This window comes from Flavobacterium ponti, from assembly GCF_042652765.1.
GTDB lineage: Bacteria > Bacteroidota > Bacteroidia > Flavobacteriales > Flavobacteriaceae > Flavobacterium > Flavobacterium ponti.
Map to the genome: position 1 here is coordinate 66,079 of NZ_JBHSGW010000001.1, position 14,545 is coordinate 80,623.

Annotated in this window: 15 protein-coding genes; 12 read left to right on the forward strand and 3 right to left on the reverse strand. The window is 28.9% G+C overall.

Annotated features, from left to right (window positions below):
- Positions 1-128: 128 nt before the first annotated feature.
- The 3 genes from ACFO3U_RS00220 (at position 129) to ACFO3U_RS00230 (ending at position 3,699) form a co-directional block, all read left to right on the forward strand.
- Positions 129-680: a M15 family metallopeptidase gene (locus tag ACFO3U_RS00220; protein ID WP_379738145.1), complete on the forward strand. Its 552-nt coding sequence runs from the start codon at positions 129-131 to the stop codon at positions 678-680.
- On the forward strand, positions 649-1,509 hold the full coding sequence (locus ACFO3U_RS00225; RefSeq protein ID WP_379737300.1) for an NAD(P)H-hydrate dehydratase: 861 nt from the start codon (positions 649-651) through the stop codon (positions 1,507-1,509). The genes ACFO3U_RS00220 and ACFO3U_RS00225 overlap by 32 nt, the downstream gene beginning before the upstream one ends.
- A gap of 66 nt (positions 1,510-1,575) precedes the next feature.
- Complete coding sequence (locus ACFO3U_RS00230; RefSeq protein ID WP_379737302.1) at positions 1,576-3,699, forward strand: Tex family protein; 2,124 nt, start codon at positions 1,576-1,578, stop codon at positions 3,697-3,699.
- Between the two features lie 66 nt (positions 3,700-3,765).
- Here the strand turns inward: ACFO3U_RS00230 and ACFO3U_RS00235 are convergent, their stop codons facing one another.
- Together ACFO3U_RS00235 and ACFO3U_RS00240 are read right to left on the reverse strand one after the other, a co-directional pair.
- Complete coding sequence (locus ACFO3U_RS00235) at positions 3,766-3,912, reverse strand: hypothetical protein (protein WP_379737304.1); 147 nt, start codon at positions 3,910-3,912, stop codon at positions 3,766-3,768.
- Between the two features lie 3 nt (positions 3,913-3,915).
- Positions 3,916-4,119 (reverse strand): twin-arginine translocase TatA/TatE family subunit, encoded by a 204-nt coding sequence (locus ACFO3U_RS00240; protein WP_379737306.1) that lies wholly within the window; start codon positions 4,117-4,119, stop codon positions 3,916-3,918.
- A gap of 130 nt (positions 4,120-4,249) precedes the next feature.
- On the opposite strand from ACFO3U_RS00240, the gene ACFO3U_RS00245 reads away from it, so the two are divergent.
- The 8 genes from ACFO3U_RS00245 (at position 4,250) to rfbD (ending at position 12,676) form a co-directional block, all read left to right on the forward strand.
- Positions 4,250-5,119: a murein hydrolase activator EnvC family protein gene (locus tag ACFO3U_RS00245; RefSeq protein WP_379737308.1), complete on the forward strand. Its 870-nt coding sequence runs from the start codon at positions 4,250-4,252 to the stop codon at positions 5,117-5,119.
- A gap of 163 nt (positions 5,120-5,282) precedes the next feature.
- Positions 5,283-6,770 carry a GH3 auxin-responsive promoter family protein gene (locus ACFO3U_RS00250; RefSeq protein WP_379737310.1) on the forward strand — a complete coding sequence of 496 codons (1,488 nt, stop codon included), beginning with the start codon at positions 5,283-5,285 and terminating at the stop codon, positions 6,768-6,770.
- Positions 6,771-6,777: 7 nt separating this feature from the next.
- Positions 6,778-7,659, forward strand: a complete 882-nt coding sequence (locus ACFO3U_RS00255) for a carboxypeptidase-like regulatory domain-containing protein (RefSeq protein WP_379737311.1) — start codon at positions 6,778-6,780, stop codon at positions 7,657-7,659.
- A 40-nt stretch (positions 7,660-7,699) separates the two neighbouring features.
- Positions 7,700-9,388 carry a DUF6909 family protein gene (locus ACFO3U_RS00260; protein WP_379737313.1) on the forward strand — a complete coding sequence of 563 codons (1,689 nt, stop codon included), beginning with the start codon at positions 7,700-7,702 and terminating at the stop codon, positions 9,386-9,388.
- A 5-nt stretch (positions 9,389-9,393) separates the two neighbouring features.
- Complete coding sequence (locus tag ACFO3U_RS00265; RefSeq protein ID WP_379737315.1) at positions 9,394-10,359, forward strand: hypothetical protein; 966 nt, start codon at positions 9,394-9,396, stop codon at positions 10,357-10,359.
- Positions 10,356-11,219: a glucose-1-phosphate thymidylyltransferase RfbA gene (rfbA, locus tag ACFO3U_RS00270; RefSeq protein WP_379737316.1), complete on the forward strand. Its 864-nt coding sequence runs from the start codon at positions 10,356-10,358 to the stop codon at positions 11,217-11,219. The genes ACFO3U_RS00265 and rfbA overlap by 4 nt, the downstream gene beginning before the upstream one ends.
- Before the next feature lie 60 nt (positions 11,220-11,279).
- Positions 11,280-11,831: a dTDP-4-dehydrorhamnose 3,5-epimerase gene (gene rfbC / locus ACFO3U_RS00275; protein WP_379737318.1), complete on the forward strand. Its 552-nt coding sequence runs from the start codon at positions 11,280-11,282 to the stop codon at positions 11,829-11,831.
- Positions 11,825-12,676, forward strand: coding sequence for a dTDP-4-dehydrorhamnose reductase (rfbD, locus tag ACFO3U_RS00280; protein WP_379737320.1), 852 nt, complete (start codon positions 11,825-11,827; stop codon positions 12,674-12,676). The genes rfbC and rfbD overlap by 7 nt, the downstream gene beginning before the upstream one ends.
- Here rfbD and ACFO3U_RS00285 read toward each other — a convergent pair.
- Positions 12,666-13,919, reverse strand: a complete 1,254-nt coding sequence (locus tag ACFO3U_RS00285) for an O-antigen ligase family protein (RefSeq protein WP_379737322.1) — start codon at positions 13,917-13,919, stop codon at positions 12,666-12,668. The two genes, rfbD and ACFO3U_RS00285, sit on opposite strands and share 11 nt — an antisense overlap.
- A 107-nt stretch (positions 13,920-14,026) precedes the next feature.
- Here ACFO3U_RS00285 and ACFO3U_RS00290 point away from each other — a divergent pair, with 107 nt between their 5' ends.
- The gene (locus tag ACFO3U_RS00290) at positions 14,027-14,536 is read left to right on the forward strand and encodes a hypothetical protein (RefSeq protein ID WP_379737324.1); all 510 of its coding nucleotides are present in this window, start codon (positions 14,027-14,029) and stop codon (positions 14,534-14,536) included.
- The last annotated feature ends 9 nt before the right edge of the window (positions 14,537-14,545 follow it).

Genomic DNA, 14,545 nt, shown 5'->3' on the forward strand with positions numbered 1-14,545 from the left:
TTTCTTGTAAAAAAGAAGTAAAAGAACCTGTTGAAGTAAAAGAACTACCAAACGAAATTCAAAAAGACACCTTTGTAAAACAACCTGAAACTACTAAAACAAACAACAACAACTTTGAAACAAATACTATAAAAGACACCTCATTTGTTAATATTCTAACTTTAAGTTCAGATTTTATTTTAGATTTAAAATACGCAACAGAAGACAATTTTTTAAAACAAAAAGTATACGATTGTCCTGATTGTTATTTGCGAAAAAACACAGCAATAGCTTTAATGAAAGCGAATCAAGAATTAATTAAAAAAGGTTTTAGAATTAAACTATTTGATTGTTACAGACCTTTAGATGTCCAAAAAAAGATGTGGAAAATTCTTCCAGGAACCAATTATGTTGCCAATCCAAAAAAAGGTTCCAAACACAATCGTGGAGCAGCTGTTGATTTAACTTTAGTAGACTCATTAGGAAATGAATTAAACATGGGAACAAAATTCGATTTTTTCGGACCAGAAGCACATCATTCGTACTCAAAACATTCACCTGAAGTTTTACAAAACCGAAAATTATTAAAAGAAACCTTAGCCAAATATAACTTCAAAAGTATTTACAACGAATGGTGGCATTACGAATATCGTCCTGAAATTCAATCCAATGTTTCTAATTTCAAGTGGAAATGTGATTAATTTATGTATTATGAAAATCATTGATAAAGCTTTAGTTCAAACAATTTACAAAGAGAGAAATGAAATTTCCCATAAAGGAAGTCATGGACATTCTTTAATAATTGCAGGAAGTTATAATAAAATGGGAGCTTCTTTAATTAGTGCAAAAGCTTGTTTGCGTTCTGGAACAGGTTTATTAACAGTATTAGTACCGAAATCAGAAAAGCAAACGGTAAATATTTATTTACCAGAAGCAATGTTACATTTTAGAGAAGATTTAATTGATTTTTCTACTTACAATGCAATTGCAATTGGTCCAGGTTTAGAACAAAATGAAGCGGCTCAAAAGTTAGTTTTTTCCGTTTTCTTAATAGCGAAATCTCTAGTCATTGATGCAGATGCTTTAAATATTTTAGCACAAAATCAAGATTGGTTTAATGATTTACCTGAAAATTCTATTTTAACTCCACATCCAAAAGAATTTGATCGATTATTTGGAGAACATAATTCTGAACAAGAAAGAAGACTCACAGCTATTAAAAAAGCAAAAGAATTCAATTGTGTTATTGTTTTAAAAGGACACAAAACATTCATTACAAATGGAATTGATTCTTTTGAAAACACAACAGGAAATTCAGGTTTAGCAAAAGGAGGTTCTGGTGATGCTTTAACAGGAATGATAACTTCTTTTTTAGCTCAAAAATATACTTGTTTAGAAGCAAGTATTTTAGGAGTTTACCTTCATGGGTTAGCGGCAGATATTACTTTAAAAACACAAAGTAAAGAAAGCATGTTAATAACCGATGTTATTGAAAATATAGGTTTAGCTTTTCAAAAAATCCAAGAATAAATTTTCTTTAAATTCAATACTGTTCTTTGCGAAAACCTTTGCATCTTTGCGTTAAATAACTAACTAATGAACCAAATTCAATTCATAAAATCAGTTGTAAATACAGCTGATAAAAACATAGAAGCCACTTTAAAATTACTTTCAGAAGATTGTACAATTCCTTTCATTTCACGTTACCGAAAAGATTCAACTGGAAATTTAGATGAGGTAGAAATCGAAAATATTGCCAAACTTTCCAAACAATATGATGAAATCGTAAAACGAAAAGAATCGATTTTAAAAACCATTGAAGAACAAGGCCAATTAACTTCTGAATTAAAATCAAAAATTCAAAACAGTTTCGATTTACAAGAAATTGAAGATTTGTATTTGCCTTATAAAAAGAAGAAAAAAACCAAAGCTGATGTAGCTCGAGAAAACGGTTTAGAACCTTTGGCAAAAATCATCATGGCTCAAAATAATGATGAAATTGAATTTGAAGCTTCCAAGTATATTTCTAAAAATGTGGTGAATGAAGACGAAGCTTTACAAGGAGCAAGAGACATTATTGCTGAATGGATTAACGAAAATATTTACGTCAGAAAAAATCTTAGAAGATTATTTCAAAGAAAAGCTACAGTAACAACAAAAGTGGTTAAAAAGAAAGCTGAAGATGAAGACGCTCAAAAATTCAAACAATATTTTGATTGGTCAGAACCCATTTCAAAAGCACCATCACATAGATTACTAGCTATGCTTCGTGCCGAAAAAGAAGGTTTTATCAAACTAAAAGTAGAGGTTGATAATGATGAAGCTATAGATTTTATCGAAGAAAACATCTTAAAAGGCAGAAACGAATCTTCAGAACAAGTCAAAATTGCGATAAAAGACAGTTACAAAAGATTATTAGAACCAGCGATTTCAAACGAAACCTTACAAGAAGCCAAAGCCAAAGCCGATGAAAAAGCCATTGAAGTTTTTGCTGGAAATTTAGGGCAACTTTTATTAGCACCACCATTAGGAGAAAAAAGAATAATGGCTATCGACCCAGGTTATAGAAGCGGTTGCAAAGTCGTTTGTTTAGACGAAAAAGGAGATTTGTTATATAATGAAACCATTTATCCACACGCACCACAAAACGAAAGCGGAATGGCCATGAAAAAAATCCGTTCGATGGTAAATGCTTACAACATTGAAGCTATTTCTATCGGAAACGGAACAGCTAGTCGTGAAACCGAATTTTTCATCAAAAAAATTGCATTTGACAAACCGGTTCAAGTATTTGTAGTTTCAGAAGCTGGAGCATCTGTTTATTCAGCAAGTAAAATTGCACGAGATGAATTTCCAACTTATGATGTCACAGTTCGTGGTTCAGTTTCTATTGGAAGAAGACTTTCTGATCCTTTAGCAGAATTGGTAAAAATTGATGCTAAATCCATTGGAGTCGGACAATACCAACATGATGTAGACCAAACCAAATTAAAAGAAGAACTAGATAATACTGTTGTCCGTTGTGTAAACTCAGTCGGAATCAACATCAACACAGCTAGTAAATCGTTATTAAGTTACGTTTCAGGAATTGGAGAAAAAATGGCCGAAAATATTGTAGCTTATCGTTCAGAAAATGGTCCTTTTGAAGACAGAAAACAAATCAAAAAAGTACCTAGATTAGGTGAAAAAGCCTATCAACAAGCAGCAGCTTTTATTCGAATTAAAGATGGAAAAAATCCATTAGACAATTCAGCTGTGCATCCAGAAGCTTATAAAATTGTCGAAAAAATGGCCAAAGATTTGAAAATTTCAGTAGAAGATTTAATCGGAAATAAAGAAAAAATCAGCCAAATAAAATTAGAAAACTATATCACCGAAGAAATAGGAATTTTAGGATTGAAAGACATTGTAAAAGAGCTAGAAAAACCAGGACTAGATCCAAGAAAATCAGCCAAAGTTTTCGAATTTGACCCAAATGTAAAAACCATAAAAGATTTAAGAACAGGAATGATTTTACCAGGAATTGTGAATAACATCACCGCTTTTGGTTGTTTTGTAGATATTGGAATCAAAGAAAGTGGCTTGGTACACATTTCGCAACTCAAAGAAGGTTTTGTTTCTGATGTCAACGAAGTTGTAAAACTCCACCAACACGTTCAAGTAAAAGTCGTTGAGGTTGATGAAGCTCGAAAAAGAATTCAATTGACGATGATTTTATAAAACATAAAAAATCCCAAATTTCATTTTTATTGAAATTTGGGATTTTAATTTTTCTTAAGAATAAAGTTACTTTTTTTCTTCTTTTACTCTTTTAATGTAACCTGATTTTTTTCCTAAATAATAACCTAACAAAAATATTCCAACAGGAATTATTAAAACTAGTAATATTTGGGGAGCTCCAATTACACCAAGAAAAATAAAGTTTAAAGTCATAATTTATTCTTTTGTAGTCGTTTCGTCTTTTTTAGAATCTTTATTTTCTTCTTCCTTCATAGCGTTTTTAAATTCTTTAACACCACCACCAAGGCCTTTCATCATTTCAGGAATCTTTTTACCACCAAAAAGTAATAAAACAATAACCACAATTAAAATTACTTGTGGAGTTCCAATCATACCTAAAAATATAGCTAATGCATTCATTTTTATAAAATTTAATAGTGCAAAGATAAAAAGAAAATAACAAATGCTACTTTTTTAACGAATAATTATTGATTAGCTAAACCCTTAACAAAGCATAATTATTATATTTGTAAAACAAATCTTTGGAAGAATGCCACAAAAAAAAATAAAAAGACAAGTTTTAAAGAATAAATTATTCAATAAAAGAAGATTAGTAATTCTTAATGAGGATACTTTTGAAGAAACTTTCTCGTTAAAACTAAACTTAATGAATGTCTTTGTGGTAGTCACACTTTCAGCTATTTTTTTAATTTCCATAACAACATACATCATAGCATTTACACCACTTCGCGAATATATTCCAGGGTATGCTTCCACTAAATTAAAACAAGATGCTATTGTTTTAGCCATTAAATCAGACTCACTTCAAAACAACGTTGAATTAAATAATAAATACATTGCATCTATTAAAAAAGTCTTAATTGGAGAATTAGAATATGCAAAACTCAACAAAGATTCACTTCAAAACACAACTATTGCTAAGTCAGAAGATTTTGATGTAAAAACCACTAAAGAAGAACAAGAATTAAAAGACCAAGTAGCGATAGAAGACAAATACAACGTTTTTGATAATGCAAAACCAAAAGTAAATTTCGTTTTATTTCCTCCTACAAACGGAAAAATCATCAAAAATTATAATGCAGTTACAAAAAATTACGGAATCGAAATTGCTGTTGCCAAAGACACACCTATTAAAGCTGTAGCTTCAGGAACGATTCTCTTTGCCGATTGGACACCAACTTCAGGATATGTGGTAATTATAAAACACAAAGACGAGTTAATTTCAGTATATAAAAACATATCGTTTTTAACAAAATCTATTAGAGATAATGTCAAATCAGGTGAAGTAATTGGTCAAGCCGGAAGTGCAGATTTTCAAAGTAATAATGGAAATTTTTATTTCGAACTTTGGAAAGAAGGTTTTCCAATTAATCCAACCCAATTTATTAATTTTCAGTAATGTTCTTAGGAGCTATTTCCAGCCATCCATTACAAGTTTTTTGCAAAAAACATGTTTTTGTAAGTCATAAAAAGAGCTTCCTTTGGTCGCTTTTTTACAACCACAAAAACTATATTTTTTCGCAAAAAAGCTTTTCATTACTGTCTGGGCTAATTTACAAACTATGAGTATAAAAAGTTTCGCTGCAAAAATATTCGCAAAAAGCATTCATCAAAAAACTCAAAAATGGGCTTCAAAACCTATTGAAACCCAACAAAAAGTATTTTTAGAATTAATCCAACAAGCTTCTCAAACACAATTTGGAAAAGACCACAATTTTTCTCAAATAAAATCACATCAAGACTTTGTAAACCAAGTTCCAGTTCGAGATTACGAAGCTTTAAAACCTTACGTAGAAAAAGTCGTAAAAGGAGAATCAGATATTCTTTGGAAAGGAAAACCTTTATATTTTGCCAAAACATCAGGCACAACTTCTGGAGCCAAATATATTCCACTCACAAAAGAGTCGATGCCTTTTCACATTCAAGCCGCTCGAAATGCCATTCTAAGTTACATTCACGAAACAGGAAAAGCTGATTTTGTTGACGGAAAAATGATTTTCTTACAAGGAAGTCCACTTTTAGAAGACAAAAACGGAATCAAATTAGGTCGCTTATCTGGAATTGTAGCTCATTTTGTGCCAGCTTATTTGCAAAAAAATAGAATGCCAAGCTGGGAAACCAATTGCATAGAAGATTGGGAAACCAAAGTAAATGCTATTGTAGAAGAAACCATAAATGAAGACATGGCTGTCATTTCAGGAATTCCTTCTTGGGTGCAAATGTATTTTGAAAAACTTAAAGAGAAGGCAAACAAACCTGTTGGAGAAATTTTCAAAAACTTCAATTTGTTTATTTATGGTGGAGTTAATTATGAACCTTATAGAGCCAAATTCGAAAATTTAATTGGTCGAAAAGTAGATTCAATAGAGCTATTTCCAGCTTCAGAAGGTTTTTTTGCATATCAAGATTCACAATCAGAAAAAGGAATGCTTTTGTTATTAAATTCAGGTATTTTCTATGAGTTTATAAAAGCCAACGAATTTCACACAGAAAACCCAAAAAGATATACCATTGGAGAAGTCGAATTAGGCATAAATTATGTTTTAATCATTTCTACAAATGCTGGACTTTGGGCATACAATATTGGAGATACTGTTCAGTTTACCAGTTTAAAACCCTATCGTGTTATTGTTTCAGGTAGAATTAAACATTTTATTTCAGCTTTTGGAGAACATGTTATTGCCAAAGAAGTCGAAAGTGCTTTGCAAGAAGCTACAGAAAACACAGAAGTTCGCGTAAACGAATTCACCGTTGCACCACAAATCAATCCAACATCAGGATTACCTTATCACGAATGGTTGATAGAATTTGAAAACGAACCCAATAATTTAGAAGAATTCGCGTTAAAAATTGACAACGCTATGAGAAAGCAAAATGTCTATTATGATGATTTAATTGTAGGTAAAGTATTGAGAACAATAGTCATATCAAAAGTACCTAAAAACGGTTTTCAAGACTATATGAAATCCATTGGAAAACTAGGAGGACAAAATAAATTACCAAGGTTGAGTGATAATAGAGATATTGCAGATAAGTTAGGAAGAGAATAGACAAAAGATGAAAGAAAAAAGACTTTTAAGTTTACTTATATTTTTAACAACTTTTTCTTTTTCAGCACAAGTAAAAGGTGTTGTTTTAGATAGTATTTCAGGTAAACCGATTCCTTATGTAAACATTTGGGTTGATAATGAAAACATTGGCACAACTTCAGAAGAAAACGGCACATTTTCATTAGATATAAATGAAGAAAAAAATATTATTTTTTCCGCTTTAGGTTATGAAACTAAAATTTTAAAATCAACTGAAATAGAAAAGGTTAACCTTTACCCGAAAGTTTATGAAATGCCTCAAGTTGTAATAGAAATTCCAAAATTAACAAATGAGCTAGAAGTAGGAGATTCTAAAAAAATGAATCATACTCATTTTTCAGGAGATAAACCTTGGATTTATGCAAAATTATTTTATTTTGATGAAAATTATAGTGAAACACCTTTTTTAAAAAAAATCCACTTTTATTCAGATAGCAAAATCAAAAATGCAAAAATCAAAATTAGAGTTTTTGAAATTAATGATTCTTTACCTGATTTTGATTTATTAAATGAAGATATTATAGTTACAGTAAAAAAAGGGATGAGAAAAAACACAGTCGATATTTCAAAATACAATATTGAATTTCCAAGAAAAGGTTTATTAATAGGCTTAGAATGGCTAATCATTGATGAAAATAAGCGTGAATATATTTATAAGGATAAAGAGAATAAAATTAAAAAAGCAATTACATATGAACCTTCACTTGTTGTTAATTATTCTGAAACGGAAAATACTTTTAGATTCTCAGGTGGAAAATGGTCAAGAAGTAAAAAGTATAAGTTAGATAATGATAAAGCTTGGGACAACAAAATATTAGCACCAGCAATAAATATTACATTAACCAACTAAAAACTAAAAACCCTATATTTGTGGGTTAGAAATACAATACATGAAAGAAATTAAAAACATATCACGTTCAAGAGCACAAGAATCTTCAGCTGCTATTGAGCGTTTATATATAAGTATGAGACACCTTTTTAATAGAGGTTTCTATAAACCCATGGGAGTTTCGGGAGAAACTTTGCGGGAAGCTTTATTTTCTTTGCGACCAGAAATTTATGGAAGTATTGCTGAAGAAAAAGTAGAGTTAAACGGGTTATTGTATGTAATTGAAAGACTTCCTGTAGGAATAGAACAATGTCGATTTATTAATTTAACGTCAGATGAAGGTTATGCAAATTCGCATTTTAAACCTATTGTTCCTCCAAAAAGAAGAAGAAATTGCTATAGAATTGATGACGAACAGATGAATGTGGAAATTACACGTGGTCGTTCGGATATTTATGATATTTTGACACACTTGACATTTATTTTCATAGAATCACACAAAATAAAGGATAGAGTTTTAGTCGATGAATCTGGAGAGTTAACTCGCGATTGGCAAAAACTAGAGCAATTTGTTCAACACAATAAAAAATTGACATTAGTTGAAAGAGAAACAGTAATTTCTCACATTTCAAGTGTTTTAGGAAGAACATTTGCAGAAGTACAAGCCATTTATCCTGATTTTGCTACACCAGAAGCACCAGAACGTTTTTTACATATTGTCTATTGGTTAGGAAAATTAGCTATTGAAGAGGTGGTTTTAAACAACAAAAGGACCATTACTTTCAGTCCAATTTTAAGAGAACGATTAGGACATCATATTTATGGAGAAATTTGGGCAAATAATATTAAAGAAGTTTTGAAAAAAAACAATTTAATTGAAAGACCAATTCACATTATTAGTGCTAATATGCATAGTGTAATGAATTCTATTTTTGCAGAACCAGTTCTTGGTAAAAAATATAAAGATGCTAATGAATTTCAAATTTTTGAAGATTTAAGTAGTTCTGGAAACAAGGATTTACGTAAAAAAGTGGAAGATTTTGCTCTTAAAAACGGAATGATTTCTTTACCAGATACTTCAGGAACTAACATTGATGTTCAAATTTTTGATACAGCTCAAATTGATTTCAAAAAATCAGCATTTCCAACAGCAAAATTAGGTGAAAACCAACCTGTCTTAATTGTTATGGATTATGCTTTTGGAGAACAAGCATATGAAACCATTGACGAATTATTAAAACCCTATAAAATTGATAAAGTTAAAATATTTTTAAATGTTGAATCAGTTTCAATAATGGGTAAAGCAGGAATTCTTGAAGGAGGAAAAGGAGATATTATGATTCCAAATGCTCATTTAAATGAAGGAACAGCTGATAATTATCCGTTTGAAAATGAATTAACAGCAGCAATGTTTGAAGGAAATGATATTCCTGTTTTTGCTGGACCAATGGTTACTGTTTTAGGAACATCTCTTCAAAATAGAGATTTATTAAAATTCTTTCACGAATCAACTTGGGAAGCAATTGGACTAGAAATGGAAGGTTCTTATTACCAAAAAGCGATTCAATCAGCATCAAAAATTAGAAAAAGTATTAATCCAAATGTAAAGGTAAGATATGCTTATTATGCTTCAGATAATCCATTAGAAACAGGAAGTACATTAGCTTCTGGAGGTTTAGGAACAACAGGAGTAAAACCAACGTATTTAATTACAATAAAAATTTTAGAGCAAATATTTAACGCAAAATAAATCACATGAGTACAAATTCTCAAGACCAAGAAATAGATTTAGGTCAATTATCAAAAAAAATTGGTGGTTTTTTTAATAATTTAAGCAATAGTTTTTTTGAATTTATTTTCTTTATAAAAAGAAAACTTTTTATTTTAATTCTATTATTTGCTGTAGGTGTTGCTTTGGCATATTTAGCTGATGGGAAGAAAAAATATAAACATGAAATTTCAGTAATTCCAAATTTTAAAAGTAATGATTTTTTATATGAAAGAATTGAAGAGATAAACTTTAAAATTAGAGAGCAAGATTCAACTTTTTTTAAAAATTTAGGAATTAATAACTTTGAAGATGTATTAAGTATTAAAATAGAGGCTTTGCCGACCATTTATAATTTTATAAATTATTCTGATCAAGAGAATAATTTTGAATTAATTAAATTAATGGCTGAGGATGGAGATATAAATAAAATTTTAATAGATGATATAACAAGTAAAAACTATTATCATCATAAAATTTCAATAAAAACTAAAGGAACTTGGAATAGAAAGAGTTTAATAGATCCAATTCTTAGATATTTGAACGATAACGAATATTTTAAAGATCAGCAAAAAATTAATCTTAAAAATGTAGAAGATAAAATAATAGCAAATGACTCTCTTATTAAGCAAATTGATCATATTATTTCCCTATTATCTACTGATTCTAATGGTGTCAGTAGTATTTCTATATCTAAAAATAATAGTATTCGTGATTTAATAGATAAAAAAGACTTTTTAATTTCTGAATCACAAAATTTAAAATCGGTAAAATTAATTTATAGTAATATAGTTAAAGAAGAAAGTAGTATAATGAACGTAAGAGTTTATGTCCCATTAATATTAAACTCTAAAATAGTATTTCCAATAATTTTAATTATATTGTATCTTTTATGCTATATATTTAATAAAAAAATCAAAAAATATAAATTAGAAATAAAAGATAAAGAATGAAAGGAATAATTCTAGCAGGAGGAACTGGAACAAGACTTCATCCTTTAACATTAGCCGTAAGTAAGCAATTAATGCCTATTTATGACAAGCCTATGATTTATTATCCATTGTCAACATTAATGTGGGCTGGAATTAATGAAATACTAATTATTTCAACACCTCATGATTTACCTTTATTTCAACAATTGTTAGGAGATGGTAAAAAATTAGGTTGCCGATTTGAATATGCTATTCAAGAAAATCCAAACGGTTTAGCAGAAGCTTTTATAATTGGAAAAGAATTTATTGGAAACGATAAAGTAGCCTTAATTTTAGGAGATAATATTTTCTATGGAACAGGTTTAGCCGAATTACTTCAAGCCAATAACAATCCAGATGGTGGAATTATCTATGCATATCATGTACATGACCCAGAACGCTATGGTGTAGTTGATTTTGACAAAGAAGGAAATGTACTTTCGATTGAAGAAAAACCAGAGCATCCAAAATCACATTATGCTGTTCCAGGAATTTATTTTTATGATAATTCTGTGGTTGAGGTTGCAGCTAATATAAAGCCAAGCCATAGAGGTGAATTAGAAATTACGGATGTTAATAAAGAATATCTAAAAAGAGGGAATTTAAAAGTAAGTATTTTAGATAGAGGAACTGCTTGGTTAGATACTGGAACATTTCAATCTTTAATGCAAGCTGGACAATTCGTTCAAGTAATTGAAGAAAGACAAGGTCTTAAAATTGGAGCCATAGAAGAAGCAGCCTACAAAATGGGATTCATCGATGCCAACAAATTAAAAGAATTAGCTCAACCCTTACTAAAAAGTGGTTATGGAATACATTTAATGAGCTTATTAGAACAATAGAACAAAGAAAAAAGAGAATTGAGCAAAGATTTATTTTAGCTCTCGAAATTGAACTTGAAAATGAATTTTATAGAAACTAAATTAGAAGGTTGTTTTATTATAGAACCCAAAATAATTCAAGACGAAAGAGGTTATTTCATGGAAAGCTTTAATGAAAATACTTTTGCAAAAACTATAGGTAATAAAGTTCATTTTGTTCAAGATAACCAATCATATTCTTTGAAAGGAGTTCTAAGAGGATTACATTATCAAACTGGTAAACATGCTCAAGCTAAATTGGTAAGAGTACTTCAAGGAGAAGTTTTAGATGTTGCTGTAGATATAAGACCAGAATCTGAAACATATGGACAATATGAATCAGTGTTACTTTCAGCAGAAAATCAAAAACAATTTTTTGTACCAAGAGGTTTTGCTCATGGTTTCATTGTTTTAAGCGAAACTGCAACTTTTTTCTATAAATGTGATAATTTTTACAACAAAGAAAGTGAAGGAGGATTGATTTATAACGATTCAAGTTTGAATATTGATTGGCAATTTCCTTTAGAGAACTGTATTATTTCAGAGAAAGATCAAGTTTTACCAGAGTTAAAAAACGCAAAGAAAGTATGGTAGTATTAGTTACAGGTGCCAGTGGACAATTAGGACAAGCTATTGAATCAATCGCGGAAAAATTTCCAGATATTGAATTTGAGTTTTGTGATTCAGAAAAGTTAGACATTACTGACTACGATAATGTAAATGCTGTTTTTAATGAATTCATTCCTAAATATTGTATCAATGCAGCAGCATATACGGCCGTTGATAAAGCTGAATCTGAACCTGATAAAGCTTATTCTATCAATGTTTTAGGAGCACAGAATTTGGCAAAAATTTGTAAAATGAATGGTACGATTTTATTACATGTTTCAACAGATTTTGTTTTTGATGGTACAAAAAAAACTCCTTACACAGAATTAGATGAACCCAATCCAACAGGAGTTTATGGGCAAACCAAACTGGATGGAGAAGAAGCAATCAAAGAACTTTGGGAAAAGCATTTTATCATTAGAACTTCATGGGTCTATTCACAATTTGGAAATAACTTTATGAAAACCATGTTGCGTCTTGGTGCAGAAAGAGAAGAATTATCAGTAGTTAATGATCAAATAGGAACACCCACAAATGCAGTTGATTTAGCTGAAGCTTTAATTAAAATCGTTGAATCTTGTCATGCTGAACTTGTTTCAGCATCTAATTATGGAATTTACAATTTCAGCAACGAAGGAGAATGTTCTTGGTATGATTTTGCCAAAAAAATATTTGAAATTAATAATATTACTATAGATTTACATCCAATTCCGACGAAAGATTATCCTACACCAGCCAAAAGGCCAGCTTATAGTGTTTTGGATAAGAGCAAGATTAAAATTGTTTTTGGAATTGAGATTAATAATTGGGCTGATAGGGTTATTTCTTAAAAATTAATTCCCTCTTATTATTTAAGAAACAATAGAAGATTAGGCTAAAATAAAACAAACCAAATTGTCTATAAAAAAAATCTTCTATTAAGCATACACACAAAACATTTAAGATTACAACATTTAATAAGAATGAATTAATTTTTAAAGTTAATTTTATGATAGTATAGATGTAAAATAAAAAGAATAATAGGCCAAAAATTCCACTTGAAATTAATATATACATAAAATAATTATGTGTCATATATCTTTTGTTTTTATAAAAACTAGAATCATAATTTGACTTAAAACAATTCAAAAGCTCATCTTTAGTATTATTAAAGCCAACACCTGTAAAAAAATTATTTTCCGCAATTTGCTTACTACAGTTTATAATTGCAATTCTTATATTTGTTGAATCAAAAGACATACCTTGAGGAGGTTTATTGTAGCTAGCAGCAATTTCTACAAATCTGCTTTTTACACCTGGTACATATTTAACCATAAGAAAAGAACTTAAGGCTAAAAAAAGAACTAAAATAGATTTGTATATTTTTTTAACTTTAGTCTTAAATAAAATAATAAAAACTATTAATAAAAACAAAAAAATCATATTAAACTTAGCCAATAAAGCAACAGATGTTATTATACTAACTAGAATAAAAAAAACTTCTCTCCATTTTTTTTCATTGATAATCTTCAATAATGAATTTGTTGTGGTTAGGATTATAATTGTTGTAAAATAAGTAGGGTGAATTTTAAAAAAAGGAATTTCATAATAAACAAAATCTCTGAACTTAGGTATGTTATATCTATATTGAAATAAATGTTCGTAATCATAAAAATAAAAAAAGGCTAGAAAATAACCAAAACAAATTATTAAGACAACATACTTTAAAATTTCAAAATAAAAATTAAGTTTTTCCTTTGAAAAAAGAGTTCTGGGAATATTTAAAAAGACCAATGGAAACAATATAAAATATAATCCGTTTTTAATAGGCTTTAAGTCTTCAGGACTAGAATACCATAGCAAAGAATGTATTAAAATAATACAAAATGGTAAAATAAGAAAAAGACTATTTATGTTAAAATTAAAAGTTTTTTTTTGTAGAGAAAAAACAACTGTATTTAGCGTTATTAAAATAAAAAAAAAGGTAGAAATATTTTCTTTAAAAAAAGGAAAAAGAAATAACAAAGGAATTAAATAGGAGAAATTTTTTTCGGCATTAATAGTCATCTGTAGGCTTTTTTTAATTTTATTCAAAACAAAAATATTACTTATTATTTAGACAAAGATAAATTAAAAAATAATTTGTTATTTATATTTACAAATCAAAAAATAATTTACATTTGCAAAAAATATTCAAATAAATGAAAAAAATTATTTTATTGTTAATTAGTGTTTTAACACTAGTTTCATGTGGTAAAGAAAAAAAAGAAGAGTTACCTACAACTGTAGAAGAAAAAGATAACTTTTCAATAGCACTTGAAGTAATATATCCAAAAAACGACAGTATTGTTTTAGTTTACAAGAAAAATGGATATTGGGATTACGACCATCCAATTTCTTTAAAAGTTACAGGACAAGAATTAGCCCAAAAATTAAGAATAGATATTCCAGAAGGAGATTATTTAGAAAACTTTCAGTTGACAATTAGTACAAATAAGGAACAAAAAGAAATAAAATACCAAGATGTTTCCGTTTTATATAATGATAAATTAATGTTTGATGGAAGTAATCAAAAACATTCTGGTTATTTTAATGCAAACTCAGGTATTAAATGGAATGATATTAATAAATCATTAGAATTAAACTTTGACGGTGAATATCCTCCAGGTTTTTCTGGAAATGAGCAACTTGAAGCTGTATTAAATCAATAATAAAAAAAG